The sequence below is a fragment of the Halomonas sp. S3-1-1 genome (genome assembly GCF_023757625.1).
In the GTDB taxonomy this organism is placed as follows: domain Bacteria; phylum Pseudomonadota; class Gammaproteobacteria; order Pseudomonadales; family Halomonadaceae; genus Vreelandella.
Genome location: NZ_JALGBZ010000002.1, coordinates 546,130 through 566,274, shown reverse-complemented (window position 1 = coordinate 566,274; position 20,145 = coordinate 546,130). Strand labels below are relative to the sequence as shown.

11 protein-coding genes are annotated in these 20,145 nt (G+C 57.9%); 4 read left to right on the top strand and 7 right to left on the bottom strand.

Annotated elements, in window-relative coordinates:
• Positions 1-56: 56 nt before the first annotated feature.
• The 7 genes from MQW23_RS19435 to MQW23_RS07645 all read right to left on the bottom strand — a co-directional run bounded on the left by MQW23_RS19435 (position 57) and on the right by MQW23_RS07645 (position 15,868).
• A complete protein-coding gene (locus MQW23_RS19435) occupies positions 57-8,213 on the bottom strand; it encodes a retention module-containing protein (RefSeq protein ID WP_286086884.1) in 8,157 nt (2,718 codons plus the stop codon).
• A gap of 188 nt (positions 8,214-8,401) precedes the next feature.
• Positions 8,402-9,031, bottom strand: a complete 630-nt coding sequence (locus MQW23_RS07670) for a response regulator transcription factor (RefSeq protein ID WP_252107272.1) — start codon at positions 9,029-9,031, stop codon at positions 8,402-8,404.
• Positions 9,031-10,458, bottom strand: a complete 1,428-nt coding sequence (locus tag MQW23_RS07665) for an HlyD family type I secretion periplasmic adaptor subunit (protein ID WP_252107271.1) — start codon at positions 10,456-10,458, stop codon at positions 9,031-9,033. Before MQW23_RS07665 ends, MQW23_RS07670 begins: the two co-directional genes overlap by 1 nt.
• Entirely contained in the window at positions 10,458-12,626 is a 2,169-nt protein-coding gene (locus tag MQW23_RS07660; protein WP_252107270.1) for a type I secretion system permease/ATPase, read from the bottom strand. The genes MQW23_RS07665 and MQW23_RS07660 overlap by 1 nt, the downstream gene beginning before the upstream one ends.
• 318 nt (positions 12,627-12,944) lie before the next feature.
• Positions 12,945-14,441: a TolC family outer membrane protein gene (locus tag MQW23_RS07655; RefSeq protein ID WP_252107269.1), complete on the bottom strand. Its 1,497-nt coding sequence runs from the start codon at positions 14,439-14,441 to the stop codon at positions 12,945-12,947.
• Positions 14,442-14,726: 285 nt separating this feature from the next.
• A complete protein-coding gene (locus MQW23_RS07650; protein ID WP_252107268.1) occupies positions 14,727-15,602 on the bottom strand; it encodes a DMT family transporter in 876 nt (291 codons plus the stop codon).
• Positions 15,599-15,868, bottom strand: a complete 270-nt coding sequence (locus tag MQW23_RS07645; protein WP_252107267.1) for an Rdx family protein — start codon at positions 15,866-15,868, stop codon at positions 15,599-15,601. Before MQW23_RS07645 ends, MQW23_RS07650 begins: the two co-directional genes overlap by 4 nt.
• 80 nt (positions 15,869-15,948) lie before the next feature.
• Between MQW23_RS07645 and MQW23_RS07640 the strand changes: the two genes are divergently transcribed.
• The 4 genes from MQW23_RS07640 to ettA all read left to right on the top strand — a co-directional run bounded on the left by MQW23_RS07640 (position 15,949) and on the right by ettA (position 20,066).
• On the top strand, positions 15,949-17,262 hold the full coding sequence (locus MQW23_RS07640) for an MFS transporter (RefSeq protein WP_252107266.1): 1,314 nt from the start codon (positions 15,949-15,951) through the stop codon (positions 17,260-17,262).
• Positions 17,263-17,417: 155 nt separating this feature from the next.
• On the top strand, positions 17,418-17,852 hold the full coding sequence (locus MQW23_RS07635; protein ID WP_252107265.1) for a PAS domain-containing protein: 435 nt from the start codon (positions 17,418-17,420) through the stop codon (positions 17,850-17,852).
• A gap of 150 nt (positions 17,853-18,002) precedes the next feature.
• Positions 18,003-18,215 (top strand): PA3496 family putative envelope integrity protein, encoded by a 213-nt coding sequence (locus MQW23_RS07630; protein ID WP_252107264.1) that lies wholly within the window; start codon positions 18,003-18,005, stop codon positions 18,213-18,215.
• Positions 18,216-18,404: 189 nt separating this feature from the next.
• The gene (ettA, locus tag MQW23_RS07625) at positions 18,405-20,066 is read left to right on the top strand and encodes an energy-dependent translational throttle protein EttA (RefSeq protein WP_252107263.1); all 1,662 of its coding nucleotides are present in this window, start codon (positions 18,405-18,407) and stop codon (positions 20,064-20,066) included.
• Positions 20,067-20,145: the final 79 nt, after the last annotated feature.

The window sequence follows — 20,145 nt, the reverse complement described above, 5'->3', positions numbered from 1 at the left end:
TAAAAAAGGCCGCCCGGAGGCGGCCTTTGTTGTTACACAACCCGTGATGTGACGTCTTACTGGTCGATCTTAAGCTGGTGGTCCTGCAGCATGCTTTGCAGGAAGTCCGACGAGCTTTCGCCTTGAGGCATCGATACATCCTTGAGTACCACGCGCTGGTCGGCATTACTGTTATCTTCTGCCAAGCCGCCTTGCGACTTGATGTGCAGAATCGTATCGCTGCCGTCCTGCTCCGCGTGAATGAACTGATCGATGGTGTCGCTGCTTTCGCCCTGGAGCAGGTCAGCCAGGTCCAGACGATCGGCTTGATCCTCTTGACCAAACACACCTCGCGTGAAATCCATTACTTGATCTTCGGCCGGCTTATTCACCGTGCCTTGGTCAGCGAATTCCCACTTGAAGGTGTCGGCGCCTAAACCGCCTATCAGCATGTCGTTGCCCGGGCCGCCAATCAGAGTGTCATCGCCGCCCTTCTGTGGATCCGGATCGATCAAACTCTCGAAGTTCTTGGAAATGTAATCATAAAGCTCGGCATTGCCCGGGGCGCGGCCTAGCTCATGCTCAAGATAGGCTGTTAGGGCTTTATAACCAGAGCCTTCGGGCATGTCGCCATTCCAATCCCGGCCTTCCCAATCAAGATGATCAGTATAGATGGCATCGCCAAACAAGAGGTCGTCACCTTCACCACCATTTAGAATGTCGTCCCCCACTTCCGCTCTTTCCAGATCTTCCGAGCCCTGCTTCAGAGCCACGTCTAGTTCATCAGCGGTATTGACTATCTGAACCTGGCCAGCGGGTGCTTCCAATACATTTGGCTGTGACAGTTTTACATGATCGATCCAGAGGTTCGAAGTAGTGCTGCTGTATTGGTTATCCACAGCAAAAACCACCCTATAAGTACCCGCACCAAGCTCACCGCTCACGACCTCCTTGAAACTAGCCGTTCTATCAAGATAATCGTATTGAGAGGCATCGACCCAGCCCTCTTTACCCAATTGCTGTATTTTCCAAGCAAACGTGTCAGCGACATTGGAATTCGACGTTCTGTAACTCACTTCGATCGTGCTTCCGCTTTCAGATACCCTGAAACCGTCGCTAGCGATAAAGGTAGAAGCATTTCCGGCACCATCGAATATCTTCAACAGGCCGTCATTGACCTCATGCCTGCCCCACCGATCACTTCCACCCAGCTTGTTCCACTTGCTTGAGCTATCCAACGGGTCGCCATACCCTTGGAAATCGGCCAGTGTATAGCTTGAGGGCGCGATGACAGTTTCATTGCCTATAAAATCGGTATTATCAAAGAGCTGCAGATACTCTTTATTAATATCCTGACCAATGCCGATCGCATGAACCTTGTTGCTAATAGACGTCAGTTGGTTGAACGCGTCCAGTGAGGCGCGCAGTGTTGCCAAGTCAGTGCTGTTTGCCGGGCCTTCGTCGTGCTCTCCATAAAAAGTTGGATTGCCGTCAGTCAAGAAGAATGTCAAATTTTCGTAGTCACTATTGGCATCATCGCCGTTAAACCACTCAAGCGCTTTATTGAAACCAGCCGAGTAGTTTGTACCGCTTTCAGCGTAGAGGTCGTCAATCGCGTCCAATAGTTTACCCATAGCCGCATCGTTGCTTAGACCCTTTACCGATGCCTCGATACGCGTTGCTTGCCCACCCCACTGATTCGATGCCCTGGCAAACGGTATCAGACTGATATTGATTGCACCTGCGTGCTCTGACAGCTGATTGACCAGGTTTGTCAGGGCCAGCTTGGTCAGGTCAATGCGACTCAATCCGTCGGTGCCAGAAAGATTATTCATGCTCGCTGAAACATCCACGACCAGCGCGATATTGTAATTACCCCCGGGCTCGACGTTAAGCTTCGCCCCCCCCGTATCACCGATAAGAATATCGTCGCCCGATCCGCCTTGAATGTCACCGGCAGAAGTCGCATCGGGGTTAGGTGTATGATGCTGCGGCGGCGCTGTTTGACTGCTGTCATCATCAAGGTTGCTGCCTACCACCAACTTTGGCCCATCCACGCTGAAGTCGATAGCTAATGTTGCTGTAGCGATATCACCATCACCATCGGTTATCTGGTAAGTGAAGGTATCTTTCACGCCATCTACAGCTTTCCCGAACGTTTCATAGGTATAGGAACCGTCAGGACTAATCGTCAGCTTTCCATACTCACCGGTGATAGCAATCGTTTCTCCATTTAGCATGAGTGTCAGGCCGTTAAACTCCACGGAACTAACCGCCCCTTGTTCATGCGCCCCATCAGCGCCCAACGTATCGTGCTCCGTTACGTTGCCGGTAACGGTGGTGGCACTTGCGCCAATGATGGTTTGCTGTTCATCCACGGCCACAGGCACATCATCAATGACTGTCACGCCAATAGCCCCGCGGGAAGATTGCCCAAGCGCATCCTTGACGGATACCTCAATTGCTGGCTGGGTAAACTCATCCGGGCCTAGCTCTGTATGGCGAACCGTATTTTCCAACACAAACTCGTATGAGACAGTGCCGCCTTTCTGGTCTCCTTCATAACCAGTGATGACCAGCCTGTTGCCTTCAACAGTTACAATTTCCGTGCTTCCCGCCTTTCCGATAGCTTGCAAGGTGGCGATGGACACCGCTTTGCCTGCAATCGTTACTTCGGCAATACCTACCGCAGATGAAATGGTAAAGCTGCCTTGCGCTTTTGCCTCGCCGTCTCCCTCTTTTGTGCCGTCTTCAAGATAGCTTTCGCTAACTGCGAGCGAGTTATCAAGGCCAGTGACGGTGGGAGGCGCCACTGGTGCAATTACAACGGTGCCTTGATCATTGCCTGTGGCGGTGTCAATACCTTCCAAAGCGACAGCGTTACCATCGGAGTCCTGGTAAACCTCGGTAGACGTTGCTTCGGCCTTAATGTCAAAAGGCTTCGTACCAAAAGGTACGCTTAGTTTCAGTTGGATGTTCTCTACATCTGACTCACCTGGATTCGTGATCAGCCATTCACCGTCTTTGTCGATTAACTCGATACCTTCAGCGGCGTTTACAAGTTCGACAACCGAGCCCTGAGGGATAGCGCTTAGCGTGATACCCGATAGAATTTCGCTGCCATCGTCATCAGTTAAACTCGCCGACACCCACACATCAAACTGCTGTACAGCAGAAGAATTATTATCCGAATCAATATCAATTTTATTCGGAGTCAGAACGCTTCCATCACCTGTAATGGCACCCTCAAGGTGATTATTCCCCCCCGTCAGGAACTTGCCATTGTATGTGATACTCAGTGACTCAAGCGTGTTGTACTGAGTATCTGTATTATTTGGATCGGGGTGGCTAACTCTGTAGTGGTTCGCATCGCTACCCGCCAGAAAGATGACATCCTTGAGCCCTTCTCCATTTGCTTGGCTAACCCGATTACCATGCACTGCGTGGATGACATCTGAAAAATCATCAGCAGAACGAACGAATTTGCTTCCTTCATGAAGTACGAATACATCCGCGTACTCCGAAGAGCCATGGGCATCGGACTCGTAGTAATAAGTAACTTTACCGTTACCCATAACCTCAGGCTCGGGATCTCCTTTAGAGAGCCATATCTGCACGCCATCGCCGATCTTGACGATTTGCCCATCCTGAACATCGAATCCACCACGCTTACCACTGCCGCCATTGACCTGGATGACCTCACTACCGCCACTGCCGGCATTGATATCCCCCGCAATGACTTTCAAATCAACGTCCGGCTTATCAGCGACCGGGCGAATGTCGATGGTAAAGCTCGCTTCCTGGCCGTCGTTCAAAGCATCCGTGGGTTTGAAGCCGAATTTGGCGTAATGCGCCTGCTTATTACCGACGCCTTCGCCGCCATAGCCGCTGAAACCGGATTCGTTAGCGACGGGCATAAAACGAAGATCGCCTGCTTCGATCTGTGCCTGGCTGAACTGGTTTCCCACTTCAACATCAGTCCATTCATTACCATCGCGGAACTGCAGTTTCCCATCAGCGGGAAGGCCCGTGATTAATACGCCCAGTTCGGATTCAGGCGAATCCGTGTCCTTGATATCGAAGTCATTCCACTTCAAGACGCTGGAACTATCCTCCTTACCAATCGCGTAGCCACCTTCTGATTCAGGAGCAAAGTTTACCGTGTAATCCGCGGTGTCGGTGTCGCCGTAGGGGTTGCCCACGCCGTCGGTGCCGCTGACCGTGGCGCTGATCTCGCCGCCGGTCAGGTCGCCCACTGCGTTTGCCGGTACCTCCACGCTCCAGGTCTCGCCGTCGTCATTGACGGTGGTCTCGTACTCCACTCCACCGATGGTCACGGTGACGGGGTCATTGGCCTGCGCCGCGCCGTCCACGGTGCCGTGGACGCTCTGCGCCTGCTGGGACTCGGCGTTGTTGATCACGTTGTCGCCACCGAACAGGTCGTCGGCGATGGTGATCGTGGCCTTCGGCAGGTCGGTGCTGACGCCGTACTCCGCGGTGTCGGTGTCGCTGTAGGGGTTACCGGCGCTGTCGCTGCCGCTGACCGTGGCGCTGATCTCGCCGCCGGCCAGGTCACCTACCGCGTCCGCCGGTACCTCCACGCTCCAGGTCTCGCCGTCGTCGTTGACGGTGGTCGGATACTCCACGCCACCGATGGTCACGGTGACGGGGTCACCGGCCTGCGCCGCGCCGTCCACGGTGCCGTGGACGCTCTGCGCCTGCTGGGACTCGGCATTGTTGATCACGTTGTCGCCACCGAACAGGTCGTCGGCAATGGTGATCGTCGCCTGCGGCAGGTCGGTGCTGACGCCGTAATCCGCGGTGTCGATGTCGCTGTAGGGGTTACCGGCGCTGTCGCTGCCGGTGACCGTGGCGCTGATCTCGCCGCCGGTCAGGTCGCCCACTGCGTTTGCCGGTACCTCCACGCTCCAGGTCTCGCCGTCGTCATTGACGGTGGTCTCGTACTCCACTCCACCGATGGTCACGGTGACGGGGTCATTGGCCTGTGTCGCGCCGCCCACGGTGCCGTGAACGCTCTGCGCCTGCTGGGACTCGGCGTTGTTGATCACGTTGTCGCCACCGAACAGGTCGTCGGCGATGGTGATCGTGGCCTTTATTTCTTCTTCCTCTTCCTCCTCTTCTGGGCCATCAGGGTCGTTATCCGAGTCCGGATCGTGATCACCGTCCGAGTCGGAATCACTGTCAGAGTCCGAGTCGCTGTCCGAATCCGAATCACTGTCAGAGTCCGAGTCGCTGTCCGAATCGGAATCACTGTCGGAGTCCGAATCGCTGTCGGAGTCGGAGTCGCTATCTGAATCCGAGTCGCTGTCGGAATCCGAATCGGAGTCGCTGTCGGAGTCCGAATCGCTGTCAGAATCCGAGTCACTATCGGAGTCCGAATCGCTGTCGGAGTCGGAGTCGCTGTCAGAGTCACTGTCAGAATCAGAGTCACTGTCAGAGTCCGAGTCACTGTCGGAGTCCGAATCGCTATCAGAATCGGAGTCGCTATCAGAGTCCGAGTCACTGTCAGAGTCGGAGTCGCTATCGGAGTCCGAGTCACTGTCGGAATCCGAATCGCTGTCGGAGTCTGAATCGCTATCGGAGTCCGAGTCACTGTCAGAGTCGGAGTCGCTATCTGAATCCGAGTCGCTGTCGGAATCCGAATCGCTATCAGAGTCGGAGTCGCTATCGGAATCGGAGTCACTGTCAGAGTCCGAATCACTGTCGGAGTCGCTATCTGAATCAGAGTCACTGTCGGAGTCGGAGTCGGAGTCGCTGTCGGAATCCGAGTCACTGTCGGAGTCGGAGTCGCTGTCGGAATCCGAGTCGCTATCGGAGTCCGAATCGCTGTCGGAGTCCGAGTCGCTGTCCGAATCGGCATCACTGTCGGAGTCCGAATCGCTGTCGGAGTCCGAGTCGCTGTCCGAATCGGAATCACTGTCGGAGTCCGAATCGCTATCAGAATCGGAGTCGCTGTCAGAGTCCGAGTCACTGTCAGAGTCGGAGTCGCTATCTGAATCCGAGTCGCTGTCGGAATCGGAATCACTGTCGGAGTCCGAATCGCTATCCGAATCGGAGTCGCTATCAGAGTCCGAATCGCTGTCAGAGTCCGAGTCACTGTCAGAGTCGGAGTCGCTATCTGAATCCGAGTCGCTGTCCGAATCGGAATCACTGTCGGAGTCCGAGTCGCTATCGGAGTCGGAGTCACTGTCAGAGTCCGAATCACTGTCAGAGTCCGAATCACTGTCGGAGTCCGAGTCGCTGTCCGAATCGGAATCACTGTCGGAGTCCGAATCGCTATCAGAGTCCGAATCGCTATCAGAGTCGGAGTCGCTATCTGAATCCGAGTCGCTGTCCGAATCGGAATCACTGTCGGAGTCCGAATCGCTATCAGAATCGGAGTCGCTGTCAGAGTCCGAGTCACTGTCAGAGTCGCTATCTGAATCCGAGTCGCTGTCCGAATCGGAATCACTGTCGGAGTCCGAGTCGCTATCGGAGTCCGAATCGCTGTCGGAATCGGAATCGCTGTCGGAGTCGCTGTCCGAATCAGAGTCACTGTCAGAGTCGGAGTCGCTATCTGAATCCGAGTCGCTGTCCGAATCGGAATCACTGTCGGAGTCCGAGTCGCTATCGGAGTCGCTGTCGGAGTCCGAATCACTGTCGGAGTCGCTATCTGAATCCGAATCGCTGTCCGAATCTGAGTCACTGTCGGAGTCGGAGTCGCTATCCGAATCGGAGTCGCTATCAGAGTCCGAATCGCTGTCAGAATCCGAGTCAGAGTCGGCATCCGCGTCGGCGTCAGCGTCCGCATCAGCATCAGCATCCGCGTCTGTATCGGCATCAGCGTCGGCGTCTGCATCCGCATCGGCATCCGCGTCTGCGTCTGCATCGGCATCGGCATCGGCATCGGCGTCAGCGTCCGCATCAGCATCGGCATCCGCGTCTGTATCGGCATCAGCGTCTGTATCGGCATCAGCGTCTGCGTCTGCGTCGGCATCCGCATCCGCATCCGCATCCGCATCAGCGTCCGCATCGGCATCCGCGTCAGCGTCAGCGTCAGCGTCAGCGTCAGCGTCAGCGTCAGCATCCGCATCGGCGTCAGCGTCTGTATCGGCATCAGCGTCTGCGTCCGCATCAGCATCGGCATCGGCATCGGCATCCGCGTCTGCGTCTGCGTCGGCATCCGCATCAGCATCAGCATCAGCATCAGCATCCGCATCGGCATCCGCGTCTGTATCAGCATCAGCATCAGCGTCTGCGTCTGCGTCTGCGTCGGCATCCGCATCGGCATCCGCATCGGCATCCGCATCGGCGTCCGCATCAGCGTCCGCATCGGCATCCGCGTCAGCATCGGCATCGGCATCGGCATCGGCATCCGTATCGGCATCGGCATCGGCATCGGCATCAGCGTCTGCATCCGCATCAGCGTCTGCGTCGGCATCCGCGTCCGCATCGGCATCCGCATCCGCGTCAGCGTCAGCATCGGCATCGGCATCCGCGTCAGCATCGGCGTCAGCATCTGTATCGGCATCAGCGTCTGCGTCTGCGTCGGCATCGGCATCTGCGTCTGCGTCGGCATCCGCGTCCGCATCGGCATCCGCATCCGCGTCAGCATCGGCGTCAGCATCTGTATCGGCATCAGCGTCTGCGTCTGCGTCTGCATCGGCATCTGCGTCTGCATCACCGTCATCTTCACCGGGAATCAGGGGCTCATCCGGGCTTAACGGAATATCGGTATCGGGGGTAGCGTCGTCCGGGCCGGGGGGATTGAGCGTAAAGAGAACAGGGGGTGTCTCCGCCGTGGAGCCAGCGGTGGTGAAGCTCAGGGGGCTTACGTCTTCGGAGATACGCGCCACGCGGACGAAGCTATTGCCGCCGCCGCCGCCGCCACCTGCGCCACCGGCAGCGGTAGGATCGAGCAGATCCAGCAGGTCGATATCGTCGTCATCCAGGGCGGCCAGCAACGCCTCTATATCGTCATCCAGCACGCTGGCTTCATCGGAAGATACAACGGTTTCCCGGTCGAGGTCCGGCGTCAGCTCCATGGCCTGGCCGCCTTCGACCACGTCTGTCCCTGCGCCATCGCCAAAATCGAGTTCGACTCGTCCACCGTCCGAGGTAATCAGCGTTTCGCCTTCGATAAGCGTATCGCCGATTTTGACCTCGTGCCGGTTGCCCTTGCCATCCGTGACCCAAGCGTCCCCGGTGATAGCGATGACCGTTGCTGTTGCCATTTAGGTAAATCCCCGATGAATATTAGTGGCCGCCCGCTCACTCGTCGTGCGAATGGAAACTGCGGCTTATAGCGCAATAGTAAGGGATTTAGCGACCCCTCCCTATTGTACTGAAGGACAGTAAAGGAATGTAACTTGCCACCCGCAGTGCGGTGCTCATGCACTGCGGGTAACGCCTGAGCGTTTGCTCAGGAAAGGCGTTTTTCGGCGTCCGAAGAGAGCTTCAAAATGAGCTGCAGGCGATCGCGCACGGCCAGCTTTTTGAAGATGGCGCTCAGGTGCGCTTTTACCGTGCGCTCGGTGATCGTAAGCTCTCGAGCGACTTCCTTGTTAGCGGCTCCCCGGGCAACAGCCAGCGCTACCGCTCGTTCACGCTCAGTCAGCGTGGCAAGAGTCTGCAGGCCCTGGCGGGTGATTTCGTCACTGGTTCGCTGTTGAAGTGCCTGCACAGAGCCCGTGAGAACACGCGATAAAAGCGACTGGCCTACCCAAACCCCTTGATGGGTAACGACCAGCGCGATCTGTTTGAGCACTTCCGGCGCAGAAAACGTATGGGTATAGCCACGGGCTCCCAGCTCGAGCGCCAGCAGCGCCTCGCGGTCATTGGGGGCATAGCTCATGACCACTACGCTCACGCCCTGACGGCTGATCGCCGTGGTCTGTTCGCGCCAATCATCGACGGTCGTGGTGATCCACACCACATCCTCAGGCTCTGAACGTGTGATAGCCTGGCCAGAGGTAACGCCTATCGCGTCGGGTAGAGCGTCTTGCCAACGCGCCTTGAGGCTCCCATCACGTGTGATAAAAACATGTTTCATTAGCGCTCTCCCATTGAGTCACGCCACGCTCTTAAAACGGGCTTCAGCAAAAACTGCATCACCGTTCGCTTACCTGTCACGATATCGACCTGTGCTGTCATGCCCGGAATGACCTGAAGCCCTTCGGTGGCGTTTTCGTCCTGCAGGCTGCGTACGCGTACCAGATAAAAGGTGTTGCCATCGTCATCGGTGATCGTATCGGCGCTGATATGCTCGAGCTCCGCCTGCAAGCCGCCGTAAATGGCGTAATCGTAAGCGGTGAGCTTGATGGTAGAAGCCTGCCCCGGATGCAGAAAGGCGATGTCCTGGGGCGCAATACGGGCCTCGACTAACAGCTGGTCGTCGCTTGGGATGATCTCGATGACTTCCTGGCCGGGCTGCGCTACCCCGCCGATGGTATTGATATGGATGCGCTGAATGACGCCATCGACCGGCGAGCGGATCTCGGTCAAGCGTACCCGATCCTGTAGCCCGGTGCCGGACTGCTGCAGCGCGTTCAAATCACCGACGGCCTGGGCGAGGTCACTGCGCCACTGGCTACGCCGCTCGGCGCTTTGCTCGCGAAGCTGGGTCTGCGACTCTTCAACGGCGGCTTGCAGACGGGATACCGAGGCATCGGCCTGGTTGCGCTCGCCGGTCGCCCGGGACACTTCGCGTTGAAGGCGCAGCACCTCGACCTCGGACACCGCGCCGGACGCCAGCAGTGGCCGAGTCAGGTTCAACTCCTGGCTGGCCATACTGGCTTCACGCGCCGCCGTATCGCGCCGCGCTTGAGCCTCCCTGAGTTCCTCCTGGCGCTGGCGAACGCGATCCTCGAGCACGTTCTCCTGCTCGCGAAGCTCCTCCAAACTGCTCTCGTAGGCCTCGCGCTCCTGCATCACGATATGCGGCACTTCCTGGCGAAGCTCTTCCGAGGGCTCGAACTCGGTGCCGGTCGCCAGCGCCCGCAGACGCTCGGCGCGTGCTTCCAAGGCGTAGCGCTGAGCACGGTTCTCGCGAAAATCGGAGACGAAGCGCGTGGGGTCGATCTGCATCAGCACTTCTCCCTGGCTTACGACCTGACCCTCGCGCACGTTGATCTCTTCGATCACACCGCCATCGAAAGACTGAATGCGCTGAAGGTGGCTTGCCGGAATCACGCGCCCGCTACCGCGCGTTACCTCGTCGATGGGTGCGAAATAGGCCCAGACGAGGACGGTAATGAAGGCCAGCAAGGTCACGTACAAAAACAGCCGTGCGCGGATGGGCTCCTGCTGCATGCGCGCCCAGTCGGTGTCGCTGGCCCAATCGCGGTTGAGATGAGCCGAACTCACCCGGCGCGCAAACAGGCGGTCCATAAACGGTCGAAACGGCTTTTGCCCCTTTTCGGAAAACCGGCCGATCGCCTCGAACCCTTTTTGTTCGCTGGTGGAGGATTTCTTCGCCATTACGATGCCCTCCCGATCTGGCCGTTACGCAGCGCCTCAACCACGCTATCGCGCGGCCCATCGGCGACCACCTTGCCCGCATCCATGACGATGATGCGATCGACGAGGGATAGAAGAGACGTGCGGTGAGTAACGATCAGCATGGTTTTACCTTCACCGATACGGGTCAGATTCGCCTTGAAAGCCTCTTCGCTGGCGTTATCCATCGCACTGGTCGGCTCATCGAGCAACAGTACCGGCGGATCCTGTACCACCGCCCTGGCAATCGCGACCGCCTGCTTCTGGCCACCGGATAGCGCCTGCCCGCGCTCACCTACCTGCAGATCGACTCCCTTGGGGTGACTATTCACCAGCGTTTCCAGCCCGGCGATCTTGATCGCTCGCAGCAGCGCGTGGTCATCCACATGATCGCTTCCACCGCCGGCTACGATATTGTCACGGAGCGAGCCGGAAAACAGGCTGACCTCCTGAGGCACGTAGCCCAAATGGCGCCGCAGTTGAAGCGGATCCAACTGACGAATATCCACGCCGTCGAGCATCACAGCGCCGGCGCTGGGCTGATAGAAGCCCAGCAGCAGCTTGTTGAGTGAGGATTTGCCGCAGCCAACGCGCCCCAAAAGCGCGACCTTCTCGCCTTCCTTGATGGTAATGGAGACGTCGCGCAGCGCATCGCGCTCCTCGTTTGGGTAGCGAAGCGTGACTTTGTCGAGCTCCAAATGGCCGGTCACACTGGGCTTTTCCACGTAGGCCTTGCCTTCGTGGCGCTCCTCTTTTTTCTCCATGACGCGGTTGAGCCCTTCAAGCGCCGTAGAAGATTGGTGATACTGGGCCAACAGGGCAGCAGCCTGGCTGACCGGCGCCATCGCGCGTGACGAAAGCATATAGCAAGCGATCAGTCCGCCCTGAGTCAGATTGCCCTGAACGATTTGATAAACCCCAACGATGATGACACAGACCGCCACGCTGTTTTGCGCCCAGAGAGCAACGCTCGACACCGAGGAGCTCACCAGTTTGAGCTGTGCGCTGGTACGCGAAAGAAACGCCGTGGCTTTTTCCCAATGGCGCTGGATGCGGCTCTCCGCACGCAGCGCCTTGACGTTTTCGAGCTGCGAAACCGACTCGACCAGCAGCGCATTACGCTGAGCACCAACCTCCCACGTGGTTTCGGAAAGCTCGTGCAGCTTGCCTTGGGCGGCGAGCGCGTAGAGCAGCACGAAAAGAATCCCCACGATGACCGGCAGTACCAGCCACGGGTTGATCAGCGCGATGATCCCCGCGAACAGCAGCACGAATGGCAGATCGACGATCCCGACGATAGTGGCCGATCCAATGAAAGCGCGTACCGATTCGAACGATTGAAGCGTCGAGGTGAACGACCCGGTGGAGGCCGGACGCTCTTCCATGCGCATGCCCAGCACCTTGCTCATGATCGAGGACGACAGCTTGACGTCCGCACGGCTGGCGGCAAGGTCTACGAAACCGCTGCGCATCAAACGAAGAACCAGATCGAAACAAAGTACGATGAAAACACCGGCCGCCATGACCCAAAGGGTTTCGGTCGCCTGGTTGGGCACAACGCGGTCATAAACATTGAGTACGAACAGCGGCATGGCCAGCGCGAAAATATTAATCGCAATCGATCCGCTGATGATATCGCGGTAAAGCCGGCGATTTTCCTTGATGACGCCCCAGAACCAGTGCTGGCCGCGCTTTTTCGCGACGCCGGGTTCGGAGGCGTTGTCAGCCTGAAACCGGGGGCGAACGTAGATCGCTTCACCGCTATAGCCACCGTTGAGCTCATCGAGCGCAACGTCGACGGCAGACTCGGAAAGCTCGGGAAAAATGACGCGCGCTTTTTGCTGCTTTGTATCCAGCCCCAGCAGCACGCAGGCTCGTCCCGGCTCCAATAACAGTAGCGCTGGAAAGAGCGACGGATTGAGGCCCAACAGCGGGCTTTTGACGATACGCGCAGTGAGTCCGGCACGGTGAGCCGCCCGGCCAAACACCGACGGGGTCAAATTGCCTTTTTCAAGCGGTAGTCCCGCCTTTAGCGCCTCTGGGGATACCTCGTGCTGGTGGTAAGAAGCAATCGCTTTTAGACATTCGAGAAGCTCGTCGTCCGAGCGTTCGCGGGTAGGGGTAGAGACGACCTGTTTATCCTGAGCCACTAAAACCTGATCTCCTGTCCGTCGGCTGCCGCAAGCATCGAATCGTTCGGTGCCGATGGACCCAACCGACCGTTGCAAAACCTTCGCCGCAACGTATTCAAGCCGAAAATTTCGGTATATTTAATACCATCGGCCGCCGGGCAATAAGCTTAATACAGCGGTATAAAATACGTATTTGACTAAACGAAAGGCTGATCCTCGTGAGCATTACGCGTCTGTAAGCGCCGGACCTTCTCCCCACGCCCCGCCACCCAAACGGCAGGCGAGGCGAAAGGTACGCACAGGCACGAGAAAAGAGCGCCTGACCCGAGTCCGAGCTCAATATGCGGGAGTCGCCATCGGGTCGTCAGAGATCGCCGGCTCGGAGTAGGCCGCCGCGCCAGGAGAAGCCTGAGGCGCCGGAGGTACCGAGATACCACGGGTAAAGTCCTCCAGCGTAAACCCACGTGGGCCGTCGAGGGCGCAGGTTTCGGCGGAACTCAAGGTAGCACCGTCATAACCAAGCTCATCAAGGCTTGGGATATCTTCGCGCGTCACGTTGAGCGCTGGCATCAGTTGGCCCATGGACGCCAGGGTACGCGCTTGGGCGAGCGTCAGGTCGAATTCGGCATTGGCGTAGGCGCGGCTAGCTTCGAAATACTCGTTTTCACTGTCGAGCACGTCCAGCAGGGTGCGCTGGCCAATATCGAACTGCTGCTGATAGGCGCCGCGTACGCGGTCGATGGACTGACGGTGCTCGTTGAGGTAGTTGAGCTGCTCGCGGATACGCTGGGTATCGTTGTAGGCAATTTGCGTGGTCTGACGCACGTTGGTACAGGCCAGCTCGCGCTGGCTCTGCGCCTGCTCGATACGTGAAGCGGCCGCGTTAAAGCTTGCCAGATCAGAGCCGCCGCGATACAGGTTCATGCTCGCTACAAGCTGAATACTGTGCTGGTCGGTACGCCCAACGATCGTACTGTCTTCATTGTTGGTGCCCGTACGGCCCTGGATATCCAAACGCGGCATGAAACCGGCGCGAGCGCTCTCCTGCTCGGCGCGGGCCACAGCGATGTTTTCGATTGCGGCCTGGAAATCCGGATTGCCTTCGAACGCCATTCTCACGGCCTGGGCCACATCAGCGGGTACGTTGGCCTCGAGTGACGGCGCCGGCGCCATGTTTTGCGCGGGCAGTTGGCCCACGATGCGCTGATAGCGCGCCGTCACATCGTGAAGATTCGACGCCTCGGTCATCAGGTTCGACTCAGCCAGCGCCAGGCGACCGCTAATTTGTTCGAGATCGACTCCGCGGCCGGCGCCGGAAAGCGTGCGCTCTTCGATTTGACCGAACACGCGCTGATGCTGGGCATAGTTGTCCTGGGCCAAACGCACCATTTCGCGGTAACGAAGTACGTCGAGGTAGGTACGAAACGCTTCCAGCGCGACTTCTTCACTCGCCCCCAAGAGCTGGAAATAGGCCACCAGACGAGCGCGATCCAAACGCTCGACGTCGCTGCGCGTTGCGAAACCGTCGAACACCATTTGATTCAGCGTTAGTTCGGCAAAGTCGGAATTATAGCTTCCCCGACCGTCGTTGCTTTGATCCTGAATTCCTACTCCAGCGCGCACATCGATGGTGGGCAGATAACCGCCCTGCGCGGCACGAATGTCGCTGCCCGAGGCGTCGAAATTTGCCCAAGCAGCATTGACCTCAGGGTTGGTGATGATGGTTTGCTGAATGGCGCTTGTCAGGTCGGTCGAGCCTGGCGAGTAGAGAGTAGCTGGCAGAGACTGAGCCAATGCGGAGAGCGGTAGGCAAGCCATGGTCGTTATGGTCAAGGGACGAATCGCCCGCGCAGAGAAGAAATGCTTAAGTTTGTTTGTAACGTTGTCTTTCATATCCATGAATCCCCAATGAGCGTTCCACTCGAACGTTGAAACCACGACAGCCCTTGCCGCTTGCTTTCTACACCGACCCAAATGCTGAGCTCGCTTTTAAAGCCAAGTGTCAAGAATTACTTCCCAACTTTGCTGAATTTAAGTAAATAAGCGTTAGACACAAGCCATCAAAACAAAAGTCACAAATATTTACAATTAAGAACTACAAAACCTCTACGGCTTTTTTCATGCTTTTTTGTGGCTCGGTAGTTGCTGCAGCGCTAGCCCGATCAAAATTAAGGCAAGTCCCGTAAAGGTAGAAACCAAAAGCGGCTCGCCCACCACAAAATGCAGTAGGAAAAGCGAGACCGGCGGCGATAGAAAAATCAGGTTAGTGACACGCGATGCGCGCGATACGCGATGGATCGCCAACTGCCACAAAATGAACGCGATACCCATCTCGAACAGCCCAACGTAAACGCCAGCGCTTAGTGCAGCAAGGCCGTGCCATGTGATCCCCGGGCCTAAAAGTAGTAGGAATGTCAGTATTGGCAAGCCTACGGAGAAATTTTGCCACTGCCCTACCAGCGGCTCGCGCGCATCGCGCGTGTTGAGCAGCCAGTAGAGAGCCCAGATAAGCGTCGACCCCAGTGCCAGCGCCACACCCAATGGATCCTCGAAGGCGACATCGAACACCTGCCCTCGTGTGGCGATCACCCAGACCCCAGCGTAGGCCACGCACCCGGCGGCAAAATCAGTCACGGACAATCGCTGACCCAAAAGAGGAACGGCGAGCAGCGCCATGGTCAGCCCCCAGGTATAGTTGAGCGCCATGGCTTCCTGGCCCGGCAGGCGATCATAAGCGGCGAACAGCACGAGATAATACGCCACCGGGTTCATCAATCCCGCCCAAACTGCCGTTCTCCACCCGTTTGCCGCCTGCCGAAAAAGCCCGCGCTTGATGACCAGCGCCCCCATCAATAGCCAGGAGACCAGCGTAGCGATCCACATCAGCTCCAGCGGGCTCATGAATCCGAGTGCCACCTTGAACGCCGTGGCCACGGTGGACCAGAGCGCTACGGCGCCTACCCCACAAGCAATGGCGTTTCGGTCCTGACTCATCGGTCGATATGCCCAAGATTCTGGTCGGGGCTTACGATGTCGCGCACGCGCTTTTTGAGCTCCTTGCTGTCCGGGAAGCCGCCGTCGCGCTTTCGCTCCCATAAAAGCGTATCGTTACACCAGATTTCAAACGTGCCGCCGTGCGAAGGCGAAAGCGCAACCTCGTCCAGCTGCTCGCCGAAGGTCGACAGCAGCTCCTGGGCATACCAAGCGCTGCGTAAAAGCCAATGGCACTGGGTGCAGTAACGAATGTTGATGCGAGACATGAAGTAACCCTTTGAGCTTTGACAAACTGCAATTAACCGCCATTCTGTCACCCTGATTCAACAACTTCCAAGGAATCGAGATGGTCGAGTCGCCCATTTCCCAGACCCGCCTGTTCGAACGGCTGACCGGTGATGACGATAGCCGGATGTGCGACGACATTCCGGAGCAGGCGTGCAAGGAGCAACCGCGTAACTTCTTCTTGCATCTATTTGCCGCGCTGGGTAACAAGCTCGCCGACGAGCTCTCCAGCGCTCGACTGGTGCTGCCCTGGCTGATGGGACTGATCGGCGCGCCGGTTTGGATGGTGGGATTGCTGGTACCGATTCGCGAAGCTGGCGCCCTGCTGCCCCAGATTTTCGTGGCCGGTTTCATTCGCCCGAAACCCCAGCGCAAATGGGTCTGGGTCGCCGGCGCCCTGCTACAAGCGATCTGCGCCGGCTGTTTAGCCTTACTGGCACTGTGGGGTGAAAGCACGTTTGGCGGTGCGCTGGTGCTGGCGGCACTGGCGCTGCTTTCGCTTTCGCGGGGCGTCTCCTCCATCGCCACCAAGGACGTGATGGGTAAGACGATCGCCAAGCGCCGCCGCGGAACGCTAATGGGCTATAGCGGCAGCATCGCCGGCGCGGCCACGCTGGCGGCGGGCGGCGTACTGGTATTGATGGGAGACCGCCCGGGCGAATGGGTGCTGGCGGCGCTTTTGGGCGTGGCCGCGCTCGGCTGGTTGCTCAACGCGTTTTGCGTGGCGCGCATCAAGGAGGAGCCCGGCGCGGTCGAAGGCGGGGAAAACGCCTGGAGCAGCATCAAGACGGGGGTATCGCTGCTCAAAAGCGATCGCGCCTTTTTACACTTCAACGTATCGCGGGCGCTGTTACTCTCGAGCGCTCTAGCGCTTCCTTACCTTGCGCTGCTTGGCCAGCAGCAAAGCGGCGATGATCTGGGCAACCTTGGGCTACTGGTGGTGGTGTCGGGGCTTGCGGCCATGGTCGCAAGCCCGATATGGGGTAAACTGGCCGACCAGTCCAGCCGCCGTGTCATGTGCTACGCCGCGCTGGGTACGACGGCTTGCTGCGCAGTAGGCGCAAGCCTGGTCGGGCTACCCGGTGAATGGGCGCAAAGCGTGGTGCCTTACGCACTGGTGTACGCGCTTTTGACGATTGTCCACCACGGCGTGCGGCTGGGTCGCAAGACGTATCTGGTCGACATAGCGACTCAGGATAACCGGGCGCTTTATGTGGCGCTTTCCAACACGCTGACGGGTATCCTGATGCTGGCCGTGGGCGGGCTGGTGGGAGCACTATCGCAGTGGCTGGGCAGCGCCTGGCTTTTGCTGATACTGGCGATGACGGCCTTCTTTGCGCTACTCAGCGCTTATCAATTGCCTGAAGTGGAGTAACCACGCGTGCAAGTGCGTGGAACGAACGAGATAATTTGCCAGCGTGTACGTTGCTGCCTATGTTAATGCTGGTTGAAGTGTTTATACACCGTTGTTGTCCGTGCTGATGCACAGCGCCTGGCAACGGATGAGCGACAAGCAACAGGAACCCTTTTATGAAACGATCTCCTCTCATCAACCCCGAACTCCTCGAACGGATCGTAGACGCCTCTGACGACGGTATCGTCGTATCCGAACAGGAAGGCGATGAAAACATTCTCATCTACGTCAATAAAGGGTTTGAACGCTTGACCGGCTATACCGCCGACGAAATTCTTTATCGCGACTGCCGTTTCCTCCAAAACGATGATCGTGACCAGGACGCCCTCGATAATATTCGCGAAGCGATCAGTAGCGGCCGCCCTTCCCGCGAAGTGCTCCGAAACTATCGCAAGGATGGCACCATGTTCTGGAACGAGCTCTCCATCACGCCGGTATACGATGAAAGCGATAACCTGATGTACTGCGTTGGCGTACAAAAGGACGTGACCGAGCGCGTCGAGGCACAGATCGCCCTTAGCGAGCTTCAGAAAAAGCACGAAAGCGCCTGATCGCACCCACCGACATTTAAAAAGCTTGAACTTCGACCCAAGCGGCGCTATATAGCGCCTAAGCGCAAACGTCGCGCTTGGGCGCTTAGCCAAATGACAACGCTAAGCCGTTACAATGCCGGTGCGCCGGCTTGGGTTGGAGGGCCTCTCATGAGCCGTGACCCCCTGAATCGCGATTCCTTCGCCGCCTCGACACTCGACGCCGATGAATTCGAAAACCTCGACGCGGTCAACGACGACTCCTATAGCAAGCAAAAAGCCAGCAAGTCCGATACCCTGCGTGCCCGCCGCCAGGTGGAAGCGTGGCTCGAGGAGCGAAGCCTCAAACGCGCCATTGAGGACGATTGGGACGAAGAAGAGTAGCGGTTAACGACGCCTCTTTTAATGCGCTTTGTTTAACGCGCTTTGCCGTAAGTTTCGGGCTTGCCGGTTCCGCCGCCTTTACTGATGACTCGCAACGGCGGCTCGCTTTCTGGCCTTTGCGCGTTCTGGGCACTATCATCTAGTCCCACGTCGCTTCTGACACCACTCTCAACAACCTAACGGATTTCCATGGCGCAATACGTATTCACCATGAACCGGGTTGGCAAGGTCGTGCCGCCCAAAAAGCAAATTCTCAAGGACATCTCCCTGTCGTTCTTCCCCGGCGCCAAAATCGGCGTACTGGGTCTCAACGGCGCGGGTAAGTCCACACTGCTGCGCATCATGGCCGGTGTCGATACGGAGTTTGAAGGTGAAGCTCGCCCGATGCCCGGCATCAACGTGGGCTACTTGCCCCAGGAACCGCAGCTGGACGATGAGAAAAACGTTCGCGAGACCGTCGAAGAGGCGCTGGGCGAACTAAAGGCCGCTCAGGAGAAGCTCGACGCGGTCTACGCCGCCTATGCCGAACCGGATGCGGACTTCGACGCGCTGGCAAGCGAACAGGCGCGCCTTGAAAATATCATCGAAGCCGCCGACGCCCACAACATCGAGCGCAAGCTCGAGGTCGCCGCCGACGCGCTGCGCTTGCCGCCCTGGGATGCTCAGGTCGGAAATCTTTCCGGGGGCGAGCGCCGCCGCGTTGCGCTTTGCCGGCTGCTGCTGTCGAACCCGGACATGCTGCTGCTCGACGAGCCGACCAACCACCTGGACGCCGAGTCCGTGGCGTGGCTCGAGCGCTTTTTGCATGACTATAGCGGCACCGTGGTCGCGATCACACACGACCGCTACTTCCTCGACAACGTCGCCGGCTGGATTCTCGAGCTCGACCGCGGCCAGGGGATTCCCTTCGAGGGCAACTACTCGCAGTGGCTGGAGCAAAAAGAGCAGCGCCTGACCCAGGAAGCCAAGCAGGAAGCCTCGCGTCAAAAGGCGATCAAGCAGGAGCTCGAGTGGGTGCGCAGCAACACTAAGGGCCGCCAAGCGAAAAGCAAGGCGCGCCTTAATCGCTTCGAGGAGATGCAGTCCGGCGATTTCCAAAAGCGCAACGAGACCAACGAGATCTACATTCCGCCGGGGCCGCGCCTGGGCGACAAGGTCATCGAATTCCATAACGTGACCAAGCGCTTTGACGACAAGCTGCTTTATCAGGATCTCTCCTTTAGCGTACCGCCCGGCGCCATCATCGGTATCGTGGGCGGCAACGGCGCGGGTAAGTCGACGCTGTTCAAGCTGGTCACCGGCAAGGAGCAGCCCGACGAAGGTGAAGTAGTCATCGGCGACACCGTCGATATCGCCTATGTCGAGCAGCTGCGCGACGCCCTGGATGACAAGCAGACCGTCTGGGAAGCGGTGTCCGGCGGTCAGGACATTCTCAATATCAACGGCTACGAAGTATCGTCGCGCGCCTACGTTGGCCGCTTCAACTTCAAGGGCAACGACCAACAAAAACGCCTCGATGAGCTCTCCGGCGGCGAGCGCGGTCGCCTGCAGTTGGCGCAAACGCTCAAACAGGGTGCGAACGTGCTGCTGCTCGATGAGCCGTCGAACGACCTGGATATCGAGACCCTGCGCGCGCTGGAAGAGGCGCTGCTCGCCTTCCCGGGCTGCGCGATGGTGATCTCACACGACCGCTGGTTTTTGGACCGGATCGCCACCCACATCCTCGCATTTGAAGGCGAGTCGGAAGTGGTCTTCTTCGACGGTAACTACACCGATTACGAAGAGGATCATAAAAAACGGGTGGGCAACGATACCCCCAAACGCATGAAGTACAAGCGCATCGACGCCTAAGGCCGACCATGCAAAAAGCCCCTCGCGAGGGGCTTTTTTATGCGCGGTCGAGCAACGGCTGAACACGAACGTTCAAAGT

Coding starts and splice junctions, on each gene's coding strand:
- MQW23_RS07665 (WP_252107271.1), bottom strand. CDS start 10,458: ATGGCGAAGAAATCCTCCACCAGCGAACAAAAAGGGTTCGAGGCGATC.
- MQW23_RS07670 (WP_252107272.1), bottom strand. CDS start 9,031: ATGAAACATGTTTTTATCACACGTGATGGGAGCCTCAAGGCGCGTTGG.
- MQW23_RS07650 (WP_252107268.1), bottom strand. CDS start 15,602: ATGAGTCAGGACCGAAACGCCATTGCTTGTGGGGTAGGCGCCGTAGCG.
- MQW23_RS19435 (WP_286086884.1), bottom strand. CDS start 8,213: ATGGCAACAGCAACGGTCATCGCTATCACCGGGGACGCTTGGGTCACG.
- MQW23_RS07645 (WP_252107267.1), bottom strand. CDS start 15,868: ATGTCTCGCATCAACATTCGTTACTGCACCCAGTGCCATTGGCTTTTA.
- ettA (WP_252107263.1), top strand. CDS start 18,405: ATGGCGCAATACGTATTCACCATGAACCGGGTTGGCAAGGTCGTGCCG.
- MQW23_RS07640 (WP_252107266.1), top strand. CDS start 15,949: ATGGTCGAGTCGCCCATTTCCCAGACCCGCCTGTTCGAACGGCTGACC.
- MQW23_RS07635 (WP_252107265.1), top strand. CDS start 17,418: ATGAAACGATCTCCTCTCATCAACCCCGAACTCCTCGAACGGATCGTA.
- MQW23_RS07630 (WP_252107264.1), top strand. CDS start 18,003: ATGAGCCGTGACCCCCTGAATCGCGATTCCTTCGCCGCCTCGACACTC.